Source organism: Streptomyces sp. NPDC048484 (genome assembly GCF_040651415.1).
GTDB lineage: Bacteria > Actinomycetota > Actinomycetes > Streptomycetales > Streptomycetaceae > Streptomyces.
This window is the reverse complement of sequence record NZ_JBEZJY010000007.1, coordinates 216,140-239,282: the sequence shown is the minus strand read 5'-3', so window position 1 is coordinate 239,282 and position 23,143 is coordinate 216,140. Positions and strand designations below refer to the sequence as shown.

21 protein-coding genes and 1 tRNA gene are annotated in these 23,143 nt (G+C 70.7%); 15 read left to right on the top strand and 7 right to left on the bottom strand.

Annotated features, from left to right (window positions below; genetic code table 11):
- Positions 1 to 10: 10 nt before the first annotated feature.
- From AB0D14_RS09875 to AB0D14_RS09865, 3 genes are all read right to left on the bottom strand, one after another.
- Positions 11 to 1,591, bottom strand: a complete 1,581-nt coding sequence (locus AB0D14_RS09875) for a Stp1/IreP family PP2C-type Ser/Thr phosphatase (RefSeq protein ID WP_362776621.1) — start codon at positions 1,589 to 1,591, stop codon at positions 11 to 13.
- Positions 1,592 to 1,689: 98 nt separating this feature from the next.
- Positions 1,690 to 2,220, bottom strand: a complete 531-nt coding sequence (locus AB0D14_RS09870) for an FHA domain-containing protein (RefSeq protein ID WP_362776547.1) — start codon at positions 2,218 to 2,220, stop codon at positions 1,690 to 1,692.
- Positions 2,221 to 2,230: 10 nt separating this feature from the next.
- The gene (locus AB0D14_RS09865; protein ID WP_362776545.1) at positions 2,231 to 3,079 is read right to left on the bottom strand and encodes a DUF3662 and FHA domain-containing protein; all 849 of its coding nucleotides are present in this window, start codon (positions 3,077 to 3,079) and stop codon (positions 2,231 to 2,233) included.
- Positions 3,080 to 3,582: 503 nt separating this feature from the next.
- On the opposite strand from AB0D14_RS09865, the gene AB0D14_RS09860 reads away from it, so the two are divergent.
- From AB0D14_RS09860 to AB0D14_RS09850, 3 genes are all read left to right on the top strand, one after another.
- A tRNA-Leu gene (locus AB0D14_RS09860) sits at positions 3,583 to 3,669 on the top strand.
- Between the two features lie 707 nt (positions 3,670 to 4,376).
- The gene (locus tag AB0D14_RS09855; protein ID WP_362776543.1) at positions 4,377 to 4,703 is read left to right on the top strand and encodes a hypothetical protein; all 327 of its coding nucleotides are present in this window, start codon (positions 4,377 to 4,379) and stop codon (positions 4,701 to 4,703) included.
- Between the two features lie 7 nt (positions 4,704 to 4,710).
- Positions 4,711 to 4,941 (top strand): hypothetical protein, encoded by a 231-nt coding sequence (locus AB0D14_RS09850; RefSeq protein ID WP_362776541.1) that lies wholly within the window; start codon positions 4,711 to 4,713, stop codon positions 4,939 to 4,941.
- Between the two features lie 308 nt (positions 4,942 to 5,249).
- On the opposite strand, the gene AB0D14_RS09845 is transcribed toward AB0D14_RS09850, so the two are convergent.
- Positions 5,250 to 5,909, bottom strand: coding sequence for an NAD(P)H-dependent oxidoreductase (locus AB0D14_RS09845; protein ID WP_362776540.1), 660 nt, complete (start codon positions 5,907 to 5,909; stop codon positions 5,250 to 5,252).
- Between the two features lie 152 nt (positions 5,910 to 6,061).
- On the opposite strand from AB0D14_RS09845, the gene AB0D14_RS09840 reads away from it, so the two are divergent.
- From AB0D14_RS09840 to AB0D14_RS09825, 4 genes are all read left to right on the top strand, one after another.
- Positions 6,062 to 6,433, top strand: a complete 372-nt coding sequence (locus tag AB0D14_RS09840; RefSeq protein WP_362776538.1) for a helix-turn-helix domain-containing protein — start codon at positions 6,062 to 6,064, stop codon at positions 6,431 to 6,433.
- Positions 6,434 to 6,633: 200 nt separating this feature from the next.
- On the top strand, positions 6,634 to 8,049 hold the full coding sequence (locus AB0D14_RS09835; protein ID WP_362776536.1) for a DUF2252 domain-containing protein: 1,416 nt from the start codon (positions 6,634 to 6,636) through the stop codon (positions 8,047 to 8,049).
- 468 nt (positions 8,050 to 8,517) lie between these two features.
- Complete coding sequence (locus AB0D14_RS09830) at positions 8,518 to 9,357, top strand: J domain-containing protein (RefSeq protein WP_362776620.1); 840 nt, start codon at positions 8,518 to 8,520, stop codon at positions 9,355 to 9,357.
- A gap of 140 nt (positions 9,358 to 9,497) precedes the next feature.
- On the top strand, positions 9,498 to 9,827 hold the full coding sequence (locus AB0D14_RS09825; protein WP_362776618.1) for a rhodanese-like domain-containing protein: 330 nt from the start codon (positions 9,498 to 9,500) through the stop codon (positions 9,825 to 9,827).
- A gap of 220 nt (positions 9,828 to 10,047) precedes the next feature.
- On the opposite strand, the gene AB0D14_RS09820 is transcribed toward AB0D14_RS09825, so the two are convergent.
- Positions 10,048 to 11,184 (bottom strand): acyl-CoA dehydrogenase family protein, encoded by a 1,137-nt coding sequence (locus AB0D14_RS09820; RefSeq protein WP_362776534.1) that lies wholly within the window; start codon positions 11,182 to 11,184, stop codon positions 10,048 to 10,050.
- Between the two features lie 359 nt (positions 11,185 to 11,543).
- Between AB0D14_RS09820 and AB0D14_RS09815 the strand changes: the two genes are divergently transcribed.
- The 3 genes from AB0D14_RS09815 to AB0D14_RS09805 are packed head-to-tail and all read left to right on the top strand — an operon-like array spanning position 11,544 to position 14,571.
- Entirely contained in the window at positions 11,544 to 12,371 is an 828-nt protein-coding gene (locus AB0D14_RS09815; protein ID WP_362776532.1) for a DUF5819 family protein, read from the top strand.
- A complete protein-coding gene (locus tag AB0D14_RS09810; protein WP_362776530.1) occupies positions 12,368 to 13,825 on the top strand; it encodes an HTTM domain-containing protein in 1,458 nt (485 codons plus the stop codon). Before AB0D14_RS09815 ends, AB0D14_RS09810 begins: the two co-directional genes overlap by 4 nt.
- Positions 13,822 to 14,571: a TrmH family RNA methyltransferase gene (locus AB0D14_RS09805; protein ID WP_362776528.1), complete on the top strand. Its 750-nt coding sequence runs from the start codon at positions 13,822 to 13,824 to the stop codon at positions 14,569 to 14,571. The genes AB0D14_RS09810 and AB0D14_RS09805 overlap by 4 nt, the downstream gene beginning before the upstream one ends.
- 106 nt (positions 14,572 to 14,677) lie before the next feature.
- Here AB0D14_RS09805 and paaN read toward each other — a convergent pair whose 3' ends face one another.
- The gene (paaN, locus tag AB0D14_RS09800; RefSeq protein WP_362776526.1) at positions 14,678 to 16,372 is read right to left on the bottom strand and encodes a phenylacetic acid degradation protein PaaN; all 1,695 of its coding nucleotides are present in this window, start codon (positions 16,370 to 16,372) and stop codon (positions 14,678 to 14,680) included.
- A gap of 165 nt (positions 16,373 to 16,537) precedes the next feature.
- Here paaN and AB0D14_RS09795 point away from each other — a divergent pair, with 165 nt between their 5' ends.
- Both AB0D14_RS09795 and AB0D14_RS09790 read left to right on the top strand, forming a co-directional pair.
- Entirely contained in the window at positions 16,538 to 18,052 is a 1,515-nt protein-coding gene (locus AB0D14_RS09795) for a 3-hydroxyacyl-CoA dehydrogenase (RefSeq protein ID WP_362776524.1), read from the top strand.
- Complete coding sequence (locus AB0D14_RS09790; protein ID WP_362776523.1) at positions 18,049 to 18,654, top strand: TetR/AcrR family transcriptional regulator; 606 nt, start codon at positions 18,049 to 18,051, stop codon at positions 18,652 to 18,654. The genes AB0D14_RS09795 and AB0D14_RS09790 overlap by 4 nt, the downstream gene beginning before the upstream one ends.
- A gap of 114 nt (positions 18,655 to 18,768) precedes the next feature.
- On the opposite strand, the gene AB0D14_RS09785 is transcribed toward AB0D14_RS09790, so the two are convergent.
- Positions 18,769 to 19,254 carry an Lrp/AsnC family transcriptional regulator gene (locus AB0D14_RS09785; RefSeq protein WP_362776617.1) on the bottom strand — a complete coding sequence of 162 codons (486 nt, stop codon included), beginning with the start codon at positions 19,252 to 19,254 and terminating at the stop codon, positions 18,769 to 18,771.
- Positions 19,255 to 19,447: 193 nt separating this feature from the next.
- Between AB0D14_RS09785 and pdhA the strand changes: the two genes are divergently transcribed.
- The 3 genes from pdhA to AB0D14_RS09770 are packed head-to-tail and all read left to right on the top strand — an operon-like array spanning position 19,448 to position 23,063.
- The gene (gene pdhA / locus AB0D14_RS09780) at positions 19,448 to 20,647 is read left to right on the top strand and encodes a pyruvate dehydrogenase (acetyl-transferring) E1 component subunit alpha (protein WP_362776522.1); all 1,200 of its coding nucleotides are present in this window, start codon (positions 19,448 to 19,450) and stop codon (positions 20,645 to 20,647) included.
- Complete coding sequence (locus tag AB0D14_RS09775; protein WP_362776520.1) at positions 20,644 to 21,648, top strand: alpha-ketoacid dehydrogenase subunit beta; 1,005 nt, start codon at positions 20,644 to 20,646, stop codon at positions 21,646 to 21,648. The genes pdhA and AB0D14_RS09775 overlap by 4 nt, the downstream gene beginning before the upstream one ends.
- Positions 21,648 to 23,063, top strand: coding sequence for a dihydrolipoamide acetyltransferase family protein (locus AB0D14_RS09770; RefSeq protein WP_362776518.1), 1,416 nt, complete (start codon positions 21,648 to 21,650; stop codon positions 23,061 to 23,063). The genes AB0D14_RS09775 and AB0D14_RS09770 overlap by 1 nt, the downstream gene beginning before the upstream one ends.
- Positions 23,064 to 23,143 lie beyond the last annotated feature (80 nt).

Sequence of the window (23,143 nt, the reverse complement as noted above, 5' to 3'; positions counted from 1 at the left end):
TCACGGCTGCTTACTGCTTACCGCACAGCGAGACCAGCTTCTGCTCCTCGTCGGAGAGGCTGGGGCCGGGTGTGGGAGTGGGTGCGGTCGCGGACTTGGACGGGTCGGGCGTCGGCGACTGCTCCCCCGAGGAGGTCGCCGTCGGCGTCGGTGTGGCCTTGGACGCGGCGGAGGTCCGTGTGGTTCCCGTGACCCCTCCTGCCTCGCCCTCGCCGGTCTTCGTCTTCTGATCGCTCTCGGCCTTGCGGCGGTCGGCGTCCTTCTTGCACGCGGACGCCTGGGTCTCGAGCTCGTCGATCTTCGACTGGGCGTCGCTCAGGCCGCCCTCGACGATCGTGGCCTTGACCTGCTTCTGCTGGTACGGAGGCAGGTACTTGAGTTCGATCTTCGGGTAGTCCTTCTCCACCTTGGAGAGCGAGACCCAGGCGAGGTCCTGGCTGATGCCGCGGTACAGGGCGACGTGCTCGTCGCTGGCGCCCACGTAGTACTGCGTCTGCGTCCAGCGGTAGCCGCCGTACAGCCCGCCGCCGATGACGGCGAGCGCGAGCACGCTGTAGAGGGATCTCTTCAGCCACTTCCGCCCGGGGCGTGGCTTGACGAAGTCGTCGTCGGAGTAGCCGTCGAACCCGCCGGTGGGTACGTAACCGGTGGTGTCGCCGCTGCCGGGCGGGCCGAACTCGCCACCGCCGCCCTGCCCGGGCACCTGACGGCCGAGGCCGGAGGCGCGGCCGGCCGGCGTCTGCATGGCGCCGTTGTCGTGCGGCTGGAGCTGGTTCTCGGCGACCGCGCCCACGACGACCGGGGTGTCGGAGAGCTGCCCGGCGAGGGTGTCGCCGCCGTCGATGTCGAGGACGTCGGCCACGATGACGGTGATGTTGTCGGGGCCGCCGCCGCGCAGCGCCAGCTCGATCAGCTGCTGCACGGTCTCCTGGGGACCCTGGTAGCTGGCGAGGGTGTCCTCCATCGTCTGATGGGAGACGACCCCCGAGAGCCCGTCGGAGCAGATCAGGTACCGGTCGCCGGCGCGGACCTCACGGATGGAGAGGTCGGGCTCGACGTGGTCGCCGCTGCCCAGCGCGCGCATGAGGAGGGACCTCTGCGGGTGGGTGGTCGCCTCTTCGTCCGTGATGCGGCCCTCGTCGACGAGGCGCTGCACCCACGTGTGGTCCTGCGTGATCTGCGTCAGCACACCGTCGCGCAGCAGGTAGGCGCGCGAGTCGCCGACGTGCACGAGGCCGAGCCGCTGCCCCGTCCACAGGAGGGCGGTGAGGGTCGTCCCCATGCCCTCCAGCTGGGGGTCCTCCTCGACCATCATCCTCAGCTGGTCGTTGGCGCGCTGCACGGCCGTGCCGAGCGAGGTGAGAATGTCGGAACCGGGCACGTCGTCGTCGAGCGCGACGATGGTGGAGATCACCTCCGACGAGGCGACCTCGCCCGCGGCCTGACCGCCCATCCCGTCGGCGATTGCGAGCAGCCGCGGCCCGGCGTAACCGGAATCCTCGTTGCCCTCTCGGATCATGCCTTTGTGCGATCCGGCGGCGAAGCGCAGTGACAGACTCATGCGCACCTCGCCCGTCGGCTCCGGGTACATCCGCACGGTGCCCACCCTCCGGTCGGGAGCGCGCCGGGATCCGTCGTGGGGACCGCCGCTGCTCGCTCGCTCCGCTCGCGCTCATTCATGACGTAGTACTACTTCCGCAACTCGATGACGGTCTTGCCGATGCGGATCGGCGCGCCCAGCGGAACCGGCAGGGGAGTCGTCAGTCGGGTCCGGTCGAGATACGTACCGTTGGTGGACCCGAGATCCTCGACGATCCACTGGCCGTCACGGTCCGGGTAGATCCTGGCATGCCTGCTGGATGCGTAGTCGTCGTCCAGCACGATGGTGCTGTCGTGCGCGCGGCCCAGCGTGATGGTCTGCCCCTGAAGGGCAACAGTCGTGCCCGTGAGGATGCCCTCCGAGACGACCAGTTTGGTGGGAGCGCCGCGGCGCTGACGGCCACCGCCACCGCTGCTGCTGGGTGCCGCTTGTTGTCGCTGAGGTGGTGGTGCGCTCTGGCGCGCGGCCTGCTGCGGCCTTTGGGCTTCCCGTCGCGACCCGCGCTGTGTGACACGCGTTCCGAACAGGTCGCTGCGGATGACCTGCACGGCCACGATCACGAACAGCCACAGTACGGCCAGGAAACCCAGCCGCATGACCGTGAGGGTCAGCTCTGACATTGCCCCCGCTTCACCCTTCGGCTTGCCGGTAAATGATGTTGGTGCTGCCCACGACGATCCGCGAGCCGTCGCGGAGCGTAGCGCGGGTTGTGTGCTGCCCGTCCACCACGATGCCGTTGGTGGACCCGAGATCCTGGATCGTCGAGGGCGTTCCGGTCCGGATCTCACAGTGCCGGCGCGAGACGCCGGGGTCGTCGATCCGCACGTCGGCTTCGGTGCTGCGGCCCATCACCAGAGTTGGGCCGGAGATCTGATGGCGGGCGCCGTTGACCTCGATCCAGTGCCGCGTCCGGCCACCCGGCTGAGGGGCCGCGGCGGGACGATGTGCTGAGGGTGCGCCGCCAGGACGGCCGCCGGGCGGCGGCGCGGCGGGCATGGGGGGAGCGGCCGCGGGCGGGTAGCCGTAGCCCCCGGCCTGGCCGCGGGCGGCCGCCGGGGGCGGGCCCGCGGGGGCGCGCTCCGGAGCGGCAGCCTGCTGGTTCGCGGAGGAGGCGAGCGTGCGACTGCGGACCCGGTAGAGGCCGGTGTCGAGGTCGTCCGCCTTCTCCAGGTGGACCTTGATGGTGCCCATGAAGGTGTAACGCTGCTGCTTGGCGTAGTCGCGCACCATGCCGGCCAGCTCGTCGCCGAGCTGGCCCGAGTAGGGGCTGAGACGCTCGAAGTCCGGCGTGCTCAGCTCCACGATGAAGTCGTTGGGAACGACGGTCCGGTCACGGTTCCAGATGGTGGCGTTGTTGTCGCACTCGCGCTGGAGCGCTCCCGCGATCTCCACCGGCTGGACCTCGGACTTGAACACCTTGGCGAAGGTGCCGTTGACCAGGCCTTCCAGACGTTGCTCAAACTTCTTCAGGACTCCCATGGGACACCTCCTCCTTCGTCGTCGCCCTGGTACTGCTTACTGATCGTATCCACGCAGCGGGAAATCGGCTGGTTCCCCCTGTCGGCCCGGTCGGCAGATGTCGACCGGGCACTGAAGTCCCCTCCCGAGGTTCCCGCCGAAGCTCCTCTTCGAACTCCTCCGAGACACTCCGCATGGGAAGGATCGTAGAGGCGGCTCCACCACAGTGTCCCGCACGCGGCAGCGGACTCCGGCCCCCTGATGGGGAGATGGCCGGGACCGGTACGAGGTTGATACGTGAACCGGTTCTGGTTGGTACGTGGAAGGCGGGGCCGGTGGGATCCGGGACGCCACGGGAGTCGGTCCCGCTGGTGGTGGGGGGTGGTGCGGGGGGTCGCGCGGAGGCCGGTTGCGCGGTCGCTGCCCCTCGGAAACGGATGTGAATCCACCCCTTCCAGCGTGCTAATCTTCTCGATGTCGGAAGGCGCTCACCCACCTGGTGAGAGACGGATGACACACCCAATGCGCGGGTGGCGGAATAGGCAGACGCGCTGGATTCAGGTTCCAGTGCCCGAAAGGGCGTGGGGGTTCAACTCCCCCCTCGCGCACCATGGAGCACCGATTTTAGGCGCTTCTGAGCAGTGACGGAACGGCCCTCATCGTGATCACGGTGGGGGCCGTTCTGCTGTGCCTCGACACTTCGGGGCGGACGGATGGATCCAGCTTCGTCACCACACACGCGTCCGCCCCGGGCCTCCGCCCCGCCCCGTCCCGGGCCGTGCAGCGGCAGACCTGTACGGCGTGTGCCCTTCTGTCGGTGTGAGGTCTCTCTCACTGGCTGGTGAGGTGGCCTGTGGGGGCCAGGGGGCCGGCTGCCGAGGGGTTGGTGGGTCGTCGTCGGCGGGTGGGGCGTGCTCTTGCAGAAATCGCTCACTCTGACCACGGCCCGCCTTTTCCTCGCCCGACTGATGAAGATCGGCGAGCTGCGACGCCTGCCGGGACTCAGGTAAGAGCTGTAGTGGCCCGTCGCCAGGCCGCCGGATCGGAAAAACGAATCAGCTGGTCAGCGCACTTCCCATTGATCACTCAAGTCGGTGAACCATCTCATCGGCCAGGAACATGATCGCGGGATCGGAGTTCTTTTCGGTCGGAAGAGATTTTCCACCGAAGGGGATTGTTCATGGTCTCGCTGTATCGATCCAGGCACTTCATGGCCCTTGCTGCCGCGTGCGTCCTCGTGCTCACGAGTTCCTAGTCGGCGCAGGCCGGCGCTGTCGGATCGACCCCTGTCCGGGCCTTCGAGTACAGCGTCGGCGGTATGACGATGAAGGTTCCGACCGGCTGCGCGTTCACACACATCATCCGAGGTGGCGGGAAGAAGATCACTTATCAGAACGCCTGCGTCGACTGCGCTTTTGTCGCCGCGCTCGGCAGCGGCTTCTGCAACTGGCGGATCGACTTCACGTACGCGAACACCAACAACAAGACATACCGGACCTCCAGGGGGCGAACGCACCCCGAGTGCAAGATCGATCCGATGCGGAACAACTCTCCTCAGACGCTGCCTCGTTATGGAAAGGCGTGTGCGCATCTCCATGTCAATGGGGTGCGTCGAGTGAGCCAGTGCCACCACATCACGAAGTGAGCTGCGAATGATTGATCAACAGCAGGGGTCGGACCAGCGACGGGAGTCGCGGCGGCGGTCGGTTGGGATCGTCTCGTTTGTGGCGGGTCTCGTCGTGACACTCGCCTTCTTCGCTTTTTTCCCCGGGCTTCCGCACGTCATCGACTCGGGAGCGATCGTCGTCGCCGTCCTGGCAGGAACACTCACTCGATGGGTCTGCCAGGACTGGATGGCAAAGAGAAGCAGAGAGAACAAGTGAAGTTCGGGCATGGTGACGCGGGCGCGGGCTGCCCCAAAGCCCCCTGATCGGGGCGATTTTGGGCTTGAGCTCTGGCGGGGCCCGATTCTCGTTGTACGGCGGGGCCCTACGGTGAGGTATCTCACGGGCCTCACGGTAGGGGCCCACTCTTCTGTCGCCGTCGCGCGGCGTTCCCCGGTCGGTGGCGTGGGGTCGGTGACGTGGTCGCGCAGCTGTGGGCGCCGGTGGCCTGTCGGACCCGTGCCGGGTGGTCCGGGCGGGCGGGGCGGCCTGGGGCGCCGGTCCGGACTGCGTGGTGGGGTGGGGCTTCAGGCGGCGTTCGAGGTGAGCTGCTCGGCGAGGGTCCTCCCCCTGACGGCCGCGTCCTTCAGGGCCTTGGTGCGGGACGCTTCGAAGTGCGGGATCAGCTCCGCCATCGCCGGATTGTTCGGAGCCATCGTGAGCTCCGGGACGATGAAGTCGAGATCCAGGGCCAGCATGTCCTTGAGGACGGCTTCCAGGTAGTTCTGCACGTACTCGTAGCCCGCGCGGGGTGTGCCCGGCGCGTAGGAGCCGCCACGGCTGGCCACGACGGTGACAGGGGTGCCCTTGGCGGACGGGGTCTCGCCCGCGGTGCGGCCGTAGACGACCACGTTGTCCAGCCACGCCTTGAGGGTCGACGGGATCGAGTAGTTGTACATGGGTGCGCCGATCAGAACGGCGTCCGCCTGCTCCAGCTCCTCGATGAACTTCACACGCCTGGCGAAGGCTGCCGCCTGCTCCGGGGTGTGCTCCGAGGGGTCGGTGAAAGCGGCGCTGTGCGCGTCGGCGGAGATGTGCGGGACCGGGTGTGCGGAGAGGTCGCGGTAGATCACCGTGCCCTCCGGGTGCTGCTCCTCCCAGGCGTTGCGGAAGGCGTCCGTGACGGCGCGGGACGCCGAGGCGGGACGGGGAAAGACGGACGAGTCCACGTGCAGCAGGGTTGCCATGAGTTCTCCATTGGGGATGTTTGATGCGGTTTTGAGGTGGATCCGAGAGGGTCGTAGGCCGTCGCAGCCCCTCGGCTTTTTGTTGGTAGCTATTAATAACATAGGAGCTTACTTTTTCTCACTCACATACGGGTGGGTAGTACTCTGAGGGCATGGCGGTGCAGGGAAACCACGACGCTGCGGCGTGCAGACGGGTCGACGACGGCATCACCCGCGTCTTCCAGGTGTTCGGAAAACGCTGGACGGGCCCGATCGTGGCCGTGCTCCTGCCCGCCCCCGTGCACTTCGCCGACCTGCGTCGCGCCATCCCCGGCATCAGCGAGCGCATGCTCTCCGACCGGCTCACGGAACTGGCCTCGGTCGGAGTGTTGGTGCGCGAGGTCGACGAGGGGCCGCCGCTGCGCGTCTCCTACCGGTTGACGGAGGCCGGGTCCGCGCTGGAGCCGGCGCTCGCCGAACTGGGCGCGTGGGCGGAGAAGTACCTGACCGAGGACGGCCGTTGCCCGGAGGAGTTCCGGAAGTAGCGACGGCTTTCGCACCGGGCGCACCAGGCGCACCGGTGGTAGGGGTGGTACCGGGCGCGCCCGTCGGCGTAGCTCCGCTGTCCGCGCTGAGCTGGGGTGTTTTCCACAGGCGCGGAGTTGTCCACAGGGGCTCACGCGAATCGACGCCCGGAGGTACGGTCGTCACGGATTGATGTTCGTGTGCGGGGGAGGCGGTTCGGGTGAGCGAGACCGGTGGTGCGGTGGCCGGGGCGGCGAGGATTCCGAAGGTGCGCGGGTTCGCGCGGTGGCCGGCGGAGGACTCGTCCAAGAAGGAGGGCAAGGCTCTCCGGGAGCGTGTCCCGCGCAGCGCGCACGCGTCGCTCGACATGAACGGCGACCGTCCGGACGCGGTGACGGCCGTCGAGGAGTCCGGCCGCGGCCGTATCCCCGAGCTCACCCCCATCCGGGTGGGCAGGATGGCGGCCACACCGTTCGCCTTCCTGCGTGGTTCGGCCGGCCTCATGGCGTACGACCTGGCGCGTACGCCCGTGTCGGGCATCGGCACCCAGCTCTGCGGCGACGCGCACGCGGGCAACTTCGGCCTGTACGGGGACGCGCGCGGCGGCCTCGTCATCGACCTGAACGACTTCGACGAGACGGTGCACGGGCCGTGGGAATGGGACCTCAAGCGCCTGGCTACCTCGCTGGTGCTCGCCGCGCGTGAGGCGGGAGCGGACGAGGACACCTGCCGCAAGGCCGCGCACTTCACGGCCGGTTCCTACCGGCGCACGATGCGGCTGCTCGCCAAGCTCCCGGCCCTGGACGCGTGGAACGCCATCGCGGACGAGGAACTGGTCTCGCATGCCGACGCCCACGACCTGCTCGGCACGCTGGAGCGGGTCGCGGAGAAGGCGCGGGGCAACACCAGCGGACGGTTCGCGGCGAAGTCGACGGAGACCGTCGAGGGCGGCGGCCGCAACTTCGTCGACGCCCCGCCTGTGCTGCGCCGCGTCCCGGACGGCGAGGCCACCGCGGTCGCGCTGGCGCTGGAGGAGTATCTGGGCACGCTCTCCGTGGACCGCCTCCCGCTCCTCGCGCGGTACGCGGTGCACGACGTCGCCTTCCGGGTGGTCGGCACCGGCAGCGTGGGGACGCGCTCGTACGTGGTGCTGCTGCTGGACCACCGTGACGAGCCGCTTGTCCTCCAGGTGAAGGAGGCTCGTGGGTCCGTTCTGGTACCTCATCTGGAGGCGGTCGGCTTTCCGGTGCCGGAGGTCGAGCACGAGGGCCGTCGGGTCGTCCTCGGCCAGAAGCGCATGCAGGTCGTCAGCGACAACCTTCTCGGCTGGACCTCTGTCGAGGGGCGCCCCTTCCAGGTGCGGCAGTTCCGCAACCGCAAGGGCAGCGTCGATCCAGCCGCGCTGGCCGCGGACCAGATAGACGACTACGCCCGGATGACGGGGGCGCTGCTGGCGCGGGCACACGCCCACAGCGCCGATCCGGGGCTGATCGCGGGGTACTGCGGCAAGAGCGAGGAACTGGACGAGGCGGTCGCCGTCTTCTCGGTGGCGTACGCGGACCGGACCGAGGCCGACCACGCAGAGCTGGTGACGGCCGTGCGCGCGGGGCGGATCGTGGGCGAGCTGGGGGTCTGAACGGGGCGAGGGCGGGAGGCCGGAGGTCGTGGGCCGGGGCGGGAGAGGGGTGAAAGCCCTGGTCCCGGGCGGGTTCGGGTGACTGGTGGAGTCGTGGCCTAGGCTGGGCGGGTGACGACCCCGGAAGCTGAGCAGTCCCCGTCCGAGCCGCCGTCCGAGCCCTCCGCGGAGCCGGTCGCCGGTGAGCCGCGTGCCGGTGAGCACGGCGCCCAGGAGGCACACGCCGAAGAGGTACGGGTCGCGGAGGCGCCGTCCTCCGAGTCGCCCTCCGAGGCGTCCGTCGAAGCGGGTGCCGAGCCGTCCGTCGAGGCAGGTGCCAAGGCGTCTGCCGACGCAGGTGCCGCGCCGTCCGCTGCTGAGACGTCTGACGATCCGTCTGCTGAGCCGTCCGCTGAGGACGGTGCCGAATCGGGCGCTGGTGCGTCAGCGGGCGCGGTCGGCGGCGACGAGTCGGCGGGGGGCCGGGCCGTGGGCGAGGCCGGAACCGGTGCTGGTACCGGGAGCGACGGGGCCGAGCGGCCCGAGGAGCGACTGGAGCGGGCCGTGCGTGCGGCCGAGCAGGCACTGATCGAGTTCGAGATCGCGGTGGAGACGTTCCGGGTCGAGGTGGAGAACTTCTCCCGGCTGCACCACCAGCGGCTCGGCCCGATGTACTCGCGGCTCGACGAGCTGGAAGCGCAGATCGCCGAGGCGCGGGCCGCGAGCACCGGTGACCCGGAGGACGTGCGCAAGGCTCAGGAGGCCCGGGCCAGGGTCATGCCGATGCCGGGTATCGAGGAGCTGTTCCACGACTGGCTCGACTCGGACGGGCTGTCCCCGGAGGCTTCGGCCATGCTGACCGATCAGCCGGTGCGCCCGCCGCAGCGGGTGCGGCCGAGCGACGAGGCCCGCAAGCTCTACCGGGAACTCGTCCGCAAGGCGCACCCCGACCTGGCGCAGGACGAGACGGAGCGCGCGCGGCGTGACGAGTTCATCTCCCGCGTCAACGCGGCCTACGGCCGTGGGGACGAGGCCCTGCTCCGGGAGCTGTCCGAGGAGTGGGCCGCCGGTCCCGTGCCCGAGGAGTGGCAACCGAGTCGCAGTGAGGAGCTCTACTCCCGTCTGGAGTGGCTGTCCCAGCGCAAGGAACTGCTCGCCCTCCTGGCCCGCGAGCTGGAGGAGAGCGCGATCGGCGGGATGCTCAAGATCGCGCCGGACGACCCCGACCGGCTGCTGGAGGAGATCGCCGAGCAACTGCTTGCGCAGGTGAGCGAGCGTGAGACGGAGCTGGCGGGCCTGCTCGACAGCGGTAGCAGCAGCGATGCCTGAGAAACACTCCGCGGAGCGCGTGGCCGGTTCCGGTGGGGTGGCCGGATCTGCGTCCGGCGGACCTGCGGAGCCGGCTGGTGGAGCGGACTTGGGCATGGGGCCGGTCGGGTAGCGTCGGGGTCATGAGTTTCGGAGCTGGTGTGCCCACGGTCGAGGTCGGAGATCTCGCGGACGGAGACTTCCTGCTGGACGTCCGGGAGGACGACGAGTGGCAGGCGGGTCACGCCGAAGGGGCGCTGCACATCCCCATCAGTGAGTTCGTGGCCCGTTACGGTGAGCTGACCGAGGCGGCGCCGCAGGACGGCAGGGTCAACGTGATCTGTCGCTCCGGCGGCCGGTCGGCGCAGGTCGCGATGTACCTGAACCAGCAGGGCGTCGACGCGGTGAACGTCGCCGGCGGCATGCAGGTCTGGGCGGCCAAGGGCCGCCCCGTGGTGAACACCGAGGGGCAGCCGGGCTCCGTGCTGTAGCGGACCCCTGGCGACCGCGACCGGTGCTGTGCGGCGAGTGGGGGCACCTCCCACGCGCCCTTAAGGCACGAGAGCACGCACCGCGGTGACACAGCCACTCCGCGGCGGTCGCTCCTCAACGGGCAAACGTTGCCTGCCGCGGCACTAGGCGTGGGCGGCGGCCAGGTCCCGCACCACCCGGCACCGCTGCCGGCTGCTCGCTGCCCGCTGTCGCCGGGCCTCACCCCAGCGGGTGTGCCGCCAGCAAGTCCCCCAGCGCCTCCTCGTGTGCCGCCGCCGGGCCGAGTGAGAGCTCCAGGTGTTTGGCCCAGGCGTGGTACCGGTGCAGCGGGTAGTCGGTGTCCGCGCCGAAGCCCCCGTGCAGGTGCTGGGCGGTCTGCACGACGCGGCGTACCCCCTCGGAGGCCCAGATCTTGGCGACGGCGACGTCACCGGAGGCGGGCAGCACCCCGCCCGCCCCCGTGCTGATCCGCCACGCGGCCTGCCAGAGGGTCGCCTCCATCGCGCGCAGATCGATGTAGCGGTCGGCGGCCTGCACGGCCACGGCCTGGAACGTGGCGACCGGGAAACCGAACTGCTCCCGCTTGCTGGTGTATTGGCTCGTCATGCCGAGTACCCCCTCGCCCAGCCCGAGCGCCAGCGCGCATGTCCCGGTGGCGAGCAGGTTCCGCAGCAGCTCCCAGGCGCCGTCGGCGTCGATGACGTCACGGGCGGGGACCCGTACGGAATTCAGGCTGAGTTCGCCGAGCAGTTCGCCCGTCGTCGAGATCTGCTCGGCGAGAACCGCACCCTTGTGGCCACGCGGCACGAGGGCGAGCACTGAGCGGCCCGAGCCGCTGCTCAGTGCGGGTATGAGGACGAAGTCGGCGTTCTGCGCCCAGGGCACAGCCGTCTGCAGGCCGTCCAGCACCCATGTCTCGCCCTCCTGCCGTGCGGTCACGGCGAGTTCGGCGCCGTCGTGGCCGGTGCGTCCGTTCGCGGCGACGGTCAGCACCAGCTCACCCCGGCCGGCCCGCGGGAGCAGATCGGTCTGCAACTCCTCGCTGCCGTAAGCCTGTACAGCGACGGCGGCCGCCGTGCTCTCCAGCAGCGGCACCCGGGCGAGTACCTTCGCCGACTCCCGCAGCACCAGGCACAGGGCGATGGCGTCCAAACCGGCGCCGCCGTGGCGCGCGTCGAGCAACAGGCTCAGCAGATCCGCGTCGGCGAGTCGGGCCCACAGAACGCGGTCGAAGTCGTCCGCGACGGCACCCGCGGTGAGCGCGGGACTCGGCACGCCGTCCGGGGCGACCCCCGCGAAGACCGCCTTCGCCGCCTCCACGGCCGCCTGCTGTTCCTCGGTGAAGGTGAAGTCCACGGTCCCGTCCTCCCGGCTGATCCGTCTGACTCTGTCTGGTCCGTCTGGTCCGTCTGGTCCGTCTGGCGGAGCGTCAAGATAGAACAGGTTCTACAAGAAGGGAACGGTGGCGGCCCGGTGGTCGTCGATGCACGGCGGGGGTGCGAGGGCATGACAGACCGATCGTTCGGTGCCCTCGGTCCGTAGAGAGGCTGGGCCGTAAGGTGTCCCCCGCTGTGGATGACCTTGAGGCTGCTGTGCCCCCTGGGACTGTGCCGGGCGGGTGTGCCTGAGTACCGTTTCGGTGCGGCCGTCGCGTGACGTGCGGCGATATTCGGCAGACGTGGCGATATTCGGCAGACATGGGGAAACGGGGCGCAATGGACGCGTACGACGAGGGCTCGAACGCCCGGCCCGTGCCGGGCGAGCCCGCGGCCGCCGCCCCTGGCGCCCCACCGCAGGACGGTCGGGCGACCCCGGGGGACGGGCTCACCGGCGCCCGGCTCTCCGCCGGCCCTCCTCCCCCTGAGGGCATCGCCGCCCTCTCCCTCCCCTTCCAGATCGCCGCCGCGCTCGCGCTCGCGCTCGTCGCGGTGGCCGCCTGCGTGCACCTCGGCATGGTCTTCCTTCATGTCGCGCCCTCGAACACGGTCACCAAGCAGCACGGGCGGGCGATCGACGAATGGGTCTACCCGGAGTTCGAGCAGAACTGGAAGCTCTTCGCGCCCAACCCGCTGCAGCAGAACGTCGCCGTTCAGGTCCGCGCCGAGGTGAAGGCCACGGACGGCGCCATCAGGACGACCCGCTGGTACGACCTTTCCGCGATGGACGGCCGGGCCATCGACGGCAATCTGCTGCCCAGCCACACCCAGCAGAACGAACTGCGCCGGGCCTGGGACTTCTTCGTGGCCACGCACGACAACACGAACCGCCCGAACGGTCTGCGCGGCGACCTCTCCGAGCGCTATCTGCGCCGCATCGCGATCCTGCGCCTCGACCGCGAGGAGGCGGGCGGCCGAAGCGCCATCCTCCAGCAGGTCCAGGTCCGCTCCCGTACGACCAATGTGCCGCCACCGGAATGGAGCGAGGAGAAGGTGTCCGACAAGCCCGTCTTGCGTCAGCTGCCCTGGTGGCCGGTGTCGGAGACCGACCGGGCGGCCGGGACGCGGCCCGTGGACTCCACGGAGACGGCGGCGAGCGCCCGATGACCAACCAGGACAGCACCCCGGCGAGCGCCCACGACAGCGCCCCCGTGACCAATCAGGACAGCACCTCCACGGCCAATCAGGACAGCACCCCGGCGAGCCCCCCCGACCCTCACCACACGCGCAGCCCCGGTCGCGAGCGGTTGGCCGGGCGGGTCAGCCGGTTCGACCGTAAGCACCGCCTCGACCGGACGCTGGGCCACGCCGTCTCCCGTCTCACCGGCCAGGCCCTGGGGCCGTACCAGAGCGCGGTGATCCGCATAGGGTTCGCCGGCACCTGGCTGCTCTTCCTGTTGCGGGAGTTCCCGCACCGGCAGCAGCTGTACGGGCCGGACGGACCCTGGAGCTGGGATCTCGCCCAGCAGCTCACCGCGAACAACCACGCCTTCACGGTCCTGATCTGGGCCGACAGCCAGGCCTGGTTCGAGATCGTCTTCGCGCTCGCCGTGCTCTCCAGCGCCCTGCTCCTGCTCGGCTGGCGCACCCGCACCATGTCCGTGCTCTTCCTCATCGGCGTGCTGTCCCTTCAGAACCGCAGCGTCTTCATGGGGGACGGCGGCGACAACGTCATCCACCTGATGGCGATCTACCTGGTGTTCACGCGCTGCGGCCAGGTGTGGTCACTGGACGCGCGACGCGAGCGCCGGGCGGCGGGGGCACGCGCGCGTGAAGGCCGTTCGTACCCGGACCGGGCCGGTATCGACCGATCCGGTATCGCCCTGTGGGCCGGCCTCGGGCTCGCTCTGGTGGCCGCCACGCTCGCCGGGAAGCTCGACGGCGGTCTGCTCGGCGGCTGGCGGACGGTCTACTGGGGGTTGTGGGCGGTCCAGGGCCTGTGGTGGCTGGCCGGCCGCTGTACCCGGAGCGTCCAGCCGCGCATCTTCCTCGACGTCATCGCCAACCTCGTCCACAACGCGGCCCTTTTCGTGATCATGGCCGAGGCGTGTCTGATCTACGCGACCGCCGGCTGGTACAAGATCCAGGGTTCGCGCTGGCAGGACGGCACGGCCGTGTACTACCCGCTGCACCTGGACTACTTCTCCCCTTGGCCCGCTCTGTCCGACGCCCTGTCCGCGAGCGGCATCCTGGTCATGCTGGTGACGTACGGGACGGTGGTCGCGCAGGTCGCCTTCCCCTTCACGCTGTTCAACCGGCGGGTGAAGAACGTCCTGCTGGCGGCCATGATGACCGAGCACGCCGCGATCGCCCTCGTGCTGGGCCTGCCGTTCTTCTCGCTCGCGATGATCGCCGCCGACGCGGTCTTCCTGCCGACGTCGTTCCTCCGCCGCCTCGGCGGCTGGGCGACGCGCGCGCGTGGAGGCCTGGCACGCGCGCGTGGACGGCTGTTCTCCCGCCTCGGGCGTACGCTCCCGGGGCCGCGTAAGGAGGACCCCGAGGCCGAGGCTCCGCGCCCGCCGGAGACGGCCGAGCACCCGCACGTAGGCTTCACGGCATGAGGGATCCCCGTGACCCCGAGCCCGTGAGCGCCTGGCACCGGCTCGCCGACACCGCCGTGCTGCTCGACGGCTTCCACGCCCTCAAGCACGCGGTGCGCTTCCGGGCCGAGGTCCAGGTGGCGGTCACCACCGACCGGGCGGCCGCGCTCGCCCTCGCCGACGAGCTGGCCCCGGACGTACAGGACACGTTGGACGCCCTCCTGGCGGAGGTCCCGGAGTCCACGTACCGGGCGCTCGTCCCGCGACCGCACCCCACGGCGGTGGCCGCCCTTGCGGTACGCCCCCCGCGCGACGCCAACCTGCGGGCGCTGGCCCGCACCCCCCGCACCGCGCCCGTGGTCGTCCTCGACCAGCCGCGCAACCTCGGGAACGTCGGAGCGGTGATCCGGCTCGCCGCCGGCTTCGGCGCGACCGGGGTCGTCACCACCGGCACCCTCGATCCGTGGCATCCCACGGTCGTGCGCGGCGGAGCGGGCCTGCACTTCGCCACGGCTGTCGAGCGGCTGACCGTGGACGAGCTGCCCTCGGGGCCGGTGTTCGCGCTCGACCCGGAGGGCGAGGACATCCGGGGGCTGAAGCTCCCGGACGACGCGGTTCTGGCCTTCGGCTCCGAGCGCAGCGGTCTGTCCGGCGAACTGCGCGCCCGCACGGACCACTTGGTCTCCCTGCCGATGAAGCCCCAGGTGTCCAGCTACAACCTCGCCACCAGCGTGGCGATGACACTGTTCCACTGGAGTGCGCTTTAAGGGGCGCGGGGAACTGCGCGACCAGTCCCCCGGGCGGCCTGCAGCCGCAGGAGAAGCAGCAGCTTCCCGCAGCTCCCCGACGTCCCCGACGTCCCCGAAAGGGAGTTCACGCGTCTCGGCGGACCTCCACGACCCGGAACCGGTTGGCGACGAACGCGCCGTCGCACAGCGCTGAGTTGGCCGCGGGATTGCCGCCCGACCCGTGGAAGTCGGAGAAGGCGGCCGTCTGGTTGACGTACACCCCGCCGGTCAGGTTCAGCGAGAGCTGGGCCGCCTCGTCCAGGCAGGCCTCCCGCACGGCTTCCTCGACGTCCTGCGAGGTCGTGTACGCGCCGACGGTCATCGCGCCCTTCTCGCGGACGGTCCGGCGCAGCAGCTCCACGGCCTCGGCCGCCGAGTCGACCGCGACGGCGAACGAGACCGGACCGAAGCACTCGCTCATGTAGGCGGCCTGGTCGTCCGGCTTGCCGCCGTCGAGCTTCACGATCACCGGGGTACGGACCACCGCGTCGGGGAACTCCGGGTTGGCGATCTCCCGTGAGGGGAGGGCGACTTCGCCGAGTCCGGCCGCGGCATCGAGGCGGGCCTTCACGTCCGGGGTCACGATCGCGCCCAGCAGGGCGTTCGCCCGGGCGTCGTCCCCGAGGAGCCCGTCGACCGCCCCGGCGAGGTCGGCGACCACCTCGTCGTACGACTTGGGGCCCTCCTCCGTACGGATGCCGGCGCGCGGGACGAGCAGGTTCTGCGGGGTCGTGCACATCTGACCGCTGTAGAGGGACAAGGAGAAGGCGAGGTTCGACAGCATTCCCTTGTAGTCGTCGGTCGACTCCACGATCACCGTGTTGACGCCGGCCTTCTCCGTGTAGACCTGCGCCTGGCGGGCGTTGGTCTCCAGCCAGTCGCCGAACACCGTCGAGCCGGTGTAGTCGATGATCCGGATCTCGGGGCGGGTGGCCAGGGTCTTGGCGATGCCCTCGCCGGGCCGCTCGGCGGCCAGCGCCACCAGGTTCGGGTCGAAGCCCGTCTCGGTGAGCACCTCGCGGGCCACCTGGACGGTGAGCGCGAGCGGCAGCACCGCGCGCGGGTGGGGCTTCACCAGTACGGCGTTGCCCGTGGCCAGCGAGGCGAACAGGCCGGGATAGCCGTTCCACGTGGGGAAGGTGTTGCAGCCGATCAGCAGCGCGACGCCGCGCGGTACCGGCGTGAACTGCTTCGTCAGCGCGAGCGGGTCGCGCTTGCCCTGGGGCTTCGTCCACTCCGCCGTGTCGGGGGTGCGGACCTGCTCCACGTACGCGTAGGCCACCGCCTCCAGACCGCGGTCCTGGGCGTGCGGGCCGCCGGCCTGGAACGCCATCATGAAGGCCTGGCCACTGGTGTGCATGACCGCGTGCGCGAACTCGTGGGTGCGGTCGCTGATCCGCTTGAGGATCTCCATGCACACCACCGCGCGCGTCTCCGCGCCCGCGTCGCGCCACGCGCGCTGTCCCGCGCGCATGGCGGGCAGCAGGGCGTCGACGTCCGCGTGCGGGTACGTGACGCCCAACTCGATGCCGTACGGCGAGACCTCGCCGCCCACCCAGTCGTCGGTGCCGGGCTGGCCCAGGTCGAGGCGCGTGCCCAGGAGGGCGTCGAAGGCGGCCTTGCCCTCGGCCATGCCCAGGCTGCCGTTCTCCCCGTACGCCTTGGGGTGTTCGGGATGCGGCGACCAGTACGCGCGCGTGCGCATCGCCTCCAGCGCCTGGTCGAGGGTCGGCCGGTGCTTGGCGATGAGCTCGTGCGCGGTCAGTGCGGCGGCGGCCATGCGGGACCATCTCCTCGTTTCAAGAAATTCGTTGTTTCCAGAACTGTTCGTCGTGCTCATGACCTGGGCAGAAACAGCCGGGCAGAGTTAGAGTAACCGAACGATCGGTCGGGACAAGGGGGTCCGCCGAACCTGTGGAAAACCCCGTGCGGGAGGATCGCGAGCATGACAGCACTCGACCTCGCCGTCCCCGTGGCGGTCGTCGGCACCGGCACCATGGGCCAGGGCATCGCCCAGGTCGCTCTCGCCGCGGGCCACCCCGTGCGGCTGTACGACACCGCGCCCGGCCGAGCCCGGGCGGCGGCCGAAGCGATCGGCGCCCGTCTCGACCGGCTCGTCGAGAAGGACCGGCTCACCGGTGCCGAGCGCGATGCCGCACGCGCCCGCCTGCACCCCGCCGAGAGCCTCGCCGACCTCGCCGACTCGGGTCTTGTCCTCGAAGCCGTGCTGGAGCGACTGGACGTCAAACAGCAGCTGTTGCGCGAGCTGGAGGACATCGTCGCGGACGACTGCCTGCTCGCCACCAACACCTCCTCCCTGTCGGTGACCGCGATCGGCGGCGCCCTGCGCAACCCCGGCCGTTTCGTCGGGCTGCACTTCTTCAACCCCGCCCCGCTGCTGCCCCTCGTGGAGGTGGTCTCCGGGTTCGCGACCGACGTCACGTCGGCCACGCGCGCGTACGAGCTGGCCCGTGCCTGGGGGAAGACCCCGGTCGCCTGCGCCGACACCCCGGGCTTCATCGTCAACCGCATCGCGCGGCCCTTCTACGCCGAGGCGTTCGCGGTCCACGAGGCCCAGGGCGCCGACCCCGCGACGATCGACGCGGTCCTGCGTGAGTCGGGCGGCTTCCGGATGGGAGCCTTCGAACTGACCGACCTCATCGGCCAGGACGTCAACGAGTCCGTCACGCGCTCCGTGTGGGAGGCCTTCTTCCAGGACGTGCGGTTCACGCCCTCGCTGGCCCAGCGGCGGCTCGTCGAGTCGGGCCGGCTCGGCCGCAAGACCGGGCACGGCTGGTACGACCACGGGGAAGAGGCCGAGCGGCCCGAGCCGCACACGGCGGAGAAGGTCCAGCCGCCCGCGTACGTCGTCGTCGAGGGCGATCTGGGCCCCGCCGCCGAACTGCTCGCGCTGATCCGCGAGGCGGGCATCCAGGTCCGTGAGGACGAGGAGGACCACGGCACCCGCCTGGTGCTGCCCAGCGGAGGCCAACTGGCCCTCGCGGACGGCCAGACCGCCGTCGAGTTCCGTGACGTCGTCTACTTCGACCTCGCGCTCGACTACCGCAGGGCGACCCGGATCGCCCTGTCCCACTCGCAGGACACCCAGACGCAGACCCTCGCCGAGGCCACCGGGCTCTTCCAGGCCCTCGGCAAGGACGTCAGCGTCATCGGGGACGTGCCCGGCCTGATCGTCGCCCGCACGGTGGCCCGGATCGTCGATCTGGCGCACGACGCCGTCGCCAAGGGAGTGGCCACCGAGGAGGACATCGACACGGCGATGCGCGAGGGCGTCAACTACCCCCTGGGCCCCTTCGAATGGAGCCGCAGGCTCGGCAGGAGCTGGGCCTACGACGTCCTGGACGACCTGCACCTGCGCGATCCGTCAGGACGTTACGCGCCGTCCCTCGCGCTCTACCGCCACGCGTACGCCTCCGAGAAGCGGGAGGGCACCCCATGACCACCGCCAAGCGCGACACCTACACGCCGGAGACACTGCTGTCCGTGGCCGTGCGGATCTTCAACGAGCGCGGCTACGACGGCACTTCCATGGAGCACCTCTCCAAGGCGGCCGGCATCTCCAAGTCGTCGATCTACCACCACGTCACGGGCAAGGAGGAGCTGCTGCGCCGGGCCGTCAGCCGGGCGCTCGACGGCCTCTTCGAGATCCTCGACGAGGAGCACGCGCGCGTGGGGCGTGCCGTGGAGCGCCTGGAGTACGTCACCCGGCGCATGGTCGAGGTCCTCACCGCCGAACTGCCGTACGTGACCCTGCTGCTGCGTGTGCGCGGCAACACCGACACCGAGCGCTGGGCCCTGGAACGGCGCCGGGACTTCGACCACGAGGTGGCCGCGCTCCTGAAGGCGGCGGCCGCCGACGGGGACGTACGCGTCGACGTGGAGGTGCGGCTCGCGACCCGGCTGGTCTTCGGGATGATCAACTCGATAGTCGAGTGGTACCGCCCGGACGGGCGGGGCATGGGTGAGCGCGAGGTCGCCGACGCGGTGGTGCTGATGGTCTTCGGGGGACTCCGGCAGGAGGGGACGCCGGCGGAGGGCTGAGCGTGGCCCCAGGCGCCCGTTCCAGGCGCCTCAGAGGCCCTATAGGCCATAGGGCCTCGAACGGCCGCCAGGTCGGTCAGGTCGGTCGGTCTTCCCCGTCAGCCGGTCCCCAGGTCACCCCTGTGGCTCCAGGTCCTCCTCCTCGAACACCAGCAGCGTCCGTGTGCTGAGCACCTCGGGGATGGCCTGGAGCCGGGTGAGCACCAGTTCGCGCAGGGCTCTGTTGTCCGGCGTGTGCACCAGGAGCAGGACATCGAAATCGCCGCCCACCAGGGCGATGTGGGATGCCCCGGGCAGCATCCTGAGCTGCTCGCGCACCGTGCGCCAGGTGTTCTGCACGATCTTGAGCGTGATGTACGCCGAGGTGCCGTGTCCCGCGCGCTCGTGATCGACCCGGGCGCCGAAGCCGCGGATGACGCCGTCCTCGACCAGTCGGTTGATGCGCGCGTAGGCGTTGGCGCGGGACACATGGACGCGCTCGGCCACGGACCGTATCGAGGCGCGCCCGTCCACCTGGAGCATCCGCAGGATGTCCTGATCGATGGAGTCGAGCGGACGCGGCGGCGGCAGGGTCGACCGCGGGTCCGGCCCTTCAGCCATTTGTTCAGGTGCCATGTCCCCCCGCCTCCCTACCATGGACGTACTGCACCCATCTCAGGCTGTGGAGAACCGTTTGTCCACAGCCTGCGGGTGCCTGTAGCCAAAATGTGTCGGCGACCGAACAATCGGTAGGTGAGGCGCGTCACTCACGGCGCGCCTCTCGAAGCGACTCCCACGACGAGGAGGTGCCGACATGACGGTCATGGAGCAGCGAGGCGCGTACCGCCCGACGCCACCGCCCGCCTGGCAGCCCCGCACCGACCCCGCGCCGCTGCTGCCCGACGCACTGCCCCACCGCGTCCTCGGCACCCGTGCGGCCGAACGGGTCGACCCGGATCTGCTGCGCCGGCTGTACGCGGAACTGGTGCGCGGCCGCCGTTACAACGCGCAGGCCACCGCCCTCACCAAGCAGGGCCGCCTCGCGGTCTACCCCTCCTCCACCGGCCAGGAGGCCTGTGAGGTCGCCGCCGCACTCGTCCTCCAGGAGCGCGACTGGCTCTTCCCCAGCTACCGGGACACCCTCTGCGCCGTCGCCCGGGGCCTCGACCCCGTCCAGGCGCTGACCCTTCTGCGCGGCGACCGGCACACCGGCTACGACCCGCACGAGCACCGCGTCGCCCCTCTGTGCACGCCGCTCGCCACCCAGCTTCCGCACGCCGTGGGCCTCGCGCACGCCGCCCGCCTCAAGGGCGACGACGTGGTCGCGCTCGCACTCGTCGGTGACGGCGGCACCAGCGAGGGCGACTTCCACGAGGCGCTGAACTTCGCCGCCGTCTGGCAGGCCCCGGTGGTCTTCCTGATCCAGAACAACGGCTTCGCGATCTCCGTCCCGCTCGCCAAGCAGACCGCCGCCCCCTCACTGGCCCACAAGGCCGTCGGATACGGAATACCGGGCCGGCTGGTCGACGGGAACGACGCCGCCGCCGTGCACGAGGTCCTCAGCGAGGCGATCGCCCACGCGCGCGCGGGCGGCGGCCCGACGCTCGTGGAGGCGGTGACGTACCGCATGGAAGCCCATACGAACGCCGACGACGACAAGCGCTACCGCGACGACGCGGAGGTCGAGGCCTGGCGCGCGCACGACCCGATCGCCCTCCTGGAGCATGAACTCACCGAGCGCGGACTGCTCGACGAGGACGGCATGCGCGCCGTGCGCGAGGACGCCGAGGCGATGGCCGCGGACCTGCGTGAGCGCATGAACCAGGACCCGGTGCTCGACCCCATGGACCTGTTCGCGCACGTCTACGCCCACCCCACGACGCAGCTCCTGGAGCAGGAATCACAGCTGCGGGCCGAGCTGGTCGCCGAGGCGGGCCATCACGAGGACGGGGACGGGTACGGAGACGCGGGCGGGTACGGGGACGGGTACGAGCCGGAAGGAAACACGCGATGACCACTGTCGCGGTGAAGCCGGCCACCATGGCCCAGGCCCTGGGCCGCGCCCTGCGCGACGCGATGGCCGACGACCCGGCCGTCCACGTCATGGGTGAGGACGTGGGCGCCCTCGGCGGCGTCTTCCGTGTCACCGACGGGCTCGCGAAGGAGTTCGGCGAGGACCGGGTCACGGACACACCGCTGGCCGAGGCGGGCATCCTCGGTACGGCGGTCGGCATGGCCATGTACGGGCTCAGGCCGGTCGTGGAGATGCAGTTCGACGCCTTCGCGTACCCCGCCTTCGAGCAGCTGATCTCGCACGTGGCGAAGATGCGCAACCGCACCCGCGGGGCGATGCCGCTGCCCCTCACCGTGCGCGTGCCCTACGGCGGCGGCATCGGAGGCGTCGAGCACCACAGCGACTCCTCCGAGGCGTACTACATGGCGACTCCGGGGCTCCACGTCGTCACACCCGCGACGGTCTCGGACGCGTACGGTCTGCTGCGCGCGGCCATCGCCTCCGACGACCCGGTCGTCTTCCTGGAACCCAAGCGCCTGTACTGGTCGAAGGACTCCTGGAACCCCGACGAGCCGCAGGCCGTGGAGCCGATCGGCCGTGCGGTGGTCCGCCGTCCGGGCCGCAGCGCCACGCTCATCACGTACGGGCCGTCCGTGCCCGTCTGCCTGGAGGCCGCGGACGCGGCCCGGGCCGAGGGCTGGGACCTCGAAGTCGTCGACCTGCGCTCTCTGGTGCCCTTCGACGACGAGACGGTCGCCGCGTCCGTGCGGCGCACCGGCCGGGCCGTCGTGGTGCACGAGTCGGGCGGCTTCGGCGGGCCCGGCGGGGAGATCGCCGCGCGCGTGACCGAGCGGTGCTTCCACCACCTGGAGGCGCCGGTGCTGCGCGTGGCCGGCTTCGACATCCCCTATCCGCCGCCGATGCTGGAACGGCACCACCTGCCAGGCGTCGACCGGATCCTCGACGCGGTGGCGCGGCTGCAGTGGGAGGCGCAGAGCTGATGACCCGCACCTCCGACATGTTCAGTCGCGAATTCAAGCTGCCCGACCTCGGGGAGGGGCTCACCGAGGCCGAGATCGTCCGCTGGCTCGTCCAGGTCGGTGACGTCGTCGCCGTCGACCAGCCCGTGGTCGAGGTCGAGACGGCCAAGGCGATGGTCGAGGTCCCCTGCCCGTACGGCGGCGTGGTCACGGCCCGCTTCGGCGACGAGGGCTCCGAACTGCCCGTGGGTTCCCCGCTCCTCACGGTCGCGGTGGGGGCACCGGCGTCCGGGTCGCCGGCTTTCGACTCCCCGGCCTTCGACTCCCCGGCCTCCGGCGGCGGGGACGAGGGCTCCGGGAACGTGCTCGTGGGCTACGGCACCCAGGCGCCCGCGGCACGACGCCGGAGGGTACGGCCGTCCGCGGGTTCCGCCACCACCGCCCGGCGTCCCGCAAGGGGAGAGCGCCCGCTCGTGGACGAGGCCGGTGCCGATTCCGGGCGCCGGATCGACGGCCCCGTGCCGGTGATCTCCCCACTCGTACGCCGGCTGGCCCGGGAGAACGGGCTCGACCTGCGGGAGCTGGCGGGTTCGGGACCCGACGGCCTGATCACGCGCACGGACGTGGAACACGCCGTGCGGGCCGGTACGTCCGCCGCATCCGGTACGTCCACCCCGGCCGTCGCGCGGCCGTCTCCGAGCCCGGCGGCAGCGACCGCTCCGGCGACCGTGGCACCCTCGCGCGCGTCGGGCACCCGTGTCCCCCTCAAGGGCGTCCGCGGTGCCGTCGCCGACAAACTCTCCCGGAGCCGGCGCGAGATCCCCGACGCGACCTGCTGGGTGGACGCCGACGCGACGGAACTGATGCACGCGCGGGTGCGGATGAACGAGGCCGGCGGGCCGAAGATCTCCCTCCTCGCGCTCCTCGCCCGGATCTGCACCGCCGCGCTGGCCCGGTTCCCCGACCTCAACTCGACGGTCGACATGGACGCCCGCGAGGTCGTACGGCTCGACGAGGTGCACCTCGGGTTCGCCGCGCAGACCGAGCGCGGACTGGTGGTGCCGGTGGTGAAGGGCGCCCACACGCGGGACACGGAGTCGCTGAGCGCGGAGTTCGCCCGGCTCACCGAGGCGGCCCGGACCGGGACGCTCACACCGGCGGACCTCACCGGCGGGACCTTCACGCTGAACAACTACGGGGTGTTCGGGGTGGACGGCTCCACACCGATCATCAACCACCCCGAGGCGGCCATGCTCGGCGTCGGCCGGATCGTCCCCAAACCCTGGGTGCACGAGGGCGAGCTGGCGGTGCGGCAGGTCGTACAGCTCTCACTCACCTTCGACCACCGGGTGTGCGACGGCGGAACGGCGGGCGGTTTCCTGCGATATGTGGCGGACTGCGTCGAACACCCTGCGGTGCTGCTGCGGACTCTGTGACCTCCTGCGTCCTCCCTGCGTCCCTCTGGGCCCGTACGGTCCCGTCGCCACCCCCGTCCACATGCTGTGCGCGGGGGTGG

What these genes read in the sequence shown, in the direction of transcription:
- AB0D14_RS09865 (WP_362776545.1), bottom strand. Translation starts at nt 3,079, where the DNA reads ATGGGAGTCCTGAAGAAGTTTGAGCAACGTCTGGAAGGCCTGGTCAAC.
- AB0D14_RS09845 (WP_362776540.1), bottom strand. Translation starts at nt 5,909, where the DNA reads ATGGCAACCCTGCTGCACGTGGACTCGTCCGTCTTTCCCCGTCCCGCC.
- AB0D14_RS09775 (WP_362776520.1), top strand. Translation starts at nt 20,644, where the DNA reads ATGACCACTGTCGCGGTGAAGCCGGCCACCATGGCCCAGGCCCTGGGC.
- AB0D14_RS09805 (WP_362776528.1), top strand. Translation starts at nt 13,822, where the DNA reads ATGAGGGATCCCCGTGACCCCGAGCCCGTGAGCGCCTGGCACCGGCTC.
- AB0D14_RS09795 (WP_362776524.1), top strand. Translation starts at nt 16,538, where the DNA reads ATGACAGCACTCGACCTCGCCGTCCCCGTGGCGGTCGTCGGCACCGGC.
- AB0D14_RS09785 (WP_362776617.1), bottom strand. Translation starts at nt 19,254, where the DNA reads ATGGCTGAAGGGCCGGACCCGCGGTCGACCCTGCCGCCGCCGCGTCCG.
- pdhA (WP_362776522.1), top strand. Translation starts at nt 19,448, where the DNA reads ATGACGGTCATGGAGCAGCGAGGCGCGTACCGCCCGACGCCACCGCCC.
- AB0D14_RS09790 (WP_362776523.1), top strand. Translation starts at nt 18,049, where the DNA reads ATGACCACCGCCAAGCGCGACACCTACACGCCGGAGACACTGCTGTCC.
- paaN (WP_362776526.1), bottom strand. Translation starts at nt 16,372, where the DNA reads ATGGCCGCCGCCGCACTGACCGCGCACGAGCTCATCGCCAAGCACCGG.
- AB0D14_RS09875 (WP_362776621.1), bottom strand. Translation starts at nt 1,591, where the DNA reads ATGTACCCGGAGCCGACGGGCGAGGTGCGCATGAGTCTGTCACTGCGC.
- AB0D14_RS09850 (WP_362776541.1), top strand. Translation starts at nt 4,711, where the DNA reads ATGATTGATCAACAGCAGGGGTCGGACCAGCGACGGGAGTCGCGGCGG.
- AB0D14_RS09815 (WP_362776532.1), top strand. Translation starts at nt 11,544, where the DNA reads ATGGACGCGTACGACGAGGGCTCGAACGCCCGGCCCGTGCCGGGCGAG.
- AB0D14_RS09870 (WP_362776547.1), bottom strand. Translation starts at nt 2,220, where the DNA reads ATGTCAGAGCTGACCCTCACGGTCATGCGGCTGGGTTTCCTGGCCGTA.
- AB0D14_RS09855 (WP_362776543.1), top strand. Translation starts at nt 4,377, where the DNA reads ATGACGATGAAGGTTCCGACCGGCTGCGCGTTCACACACATCATCCGA.
- AB0D14_RS09770 (WP_362776518.1), top strand. Translation starts at nt 21,648, where the DNA reads ATGACCCGCACCTCCGACATGTTCAGTCGCGAATTCAAGCTGCCCGAC.
- AB0D14_RS09810 (WP_362776530.1), top strand. Translation starts at nt 12,368, where the DNA reads ATGACCAACCAGGACAGCACCCCGGCGAGCGCCCACGACAGCGCCCCC.
- AB0D14_RS09840 (WP_362776538.1), top strand. Translation starts at nt 6,062, where the DNA reads ATGGCGGTGCAGGGAAACCACGACGCTGCGGCGTGCAGACGGGTCGAC.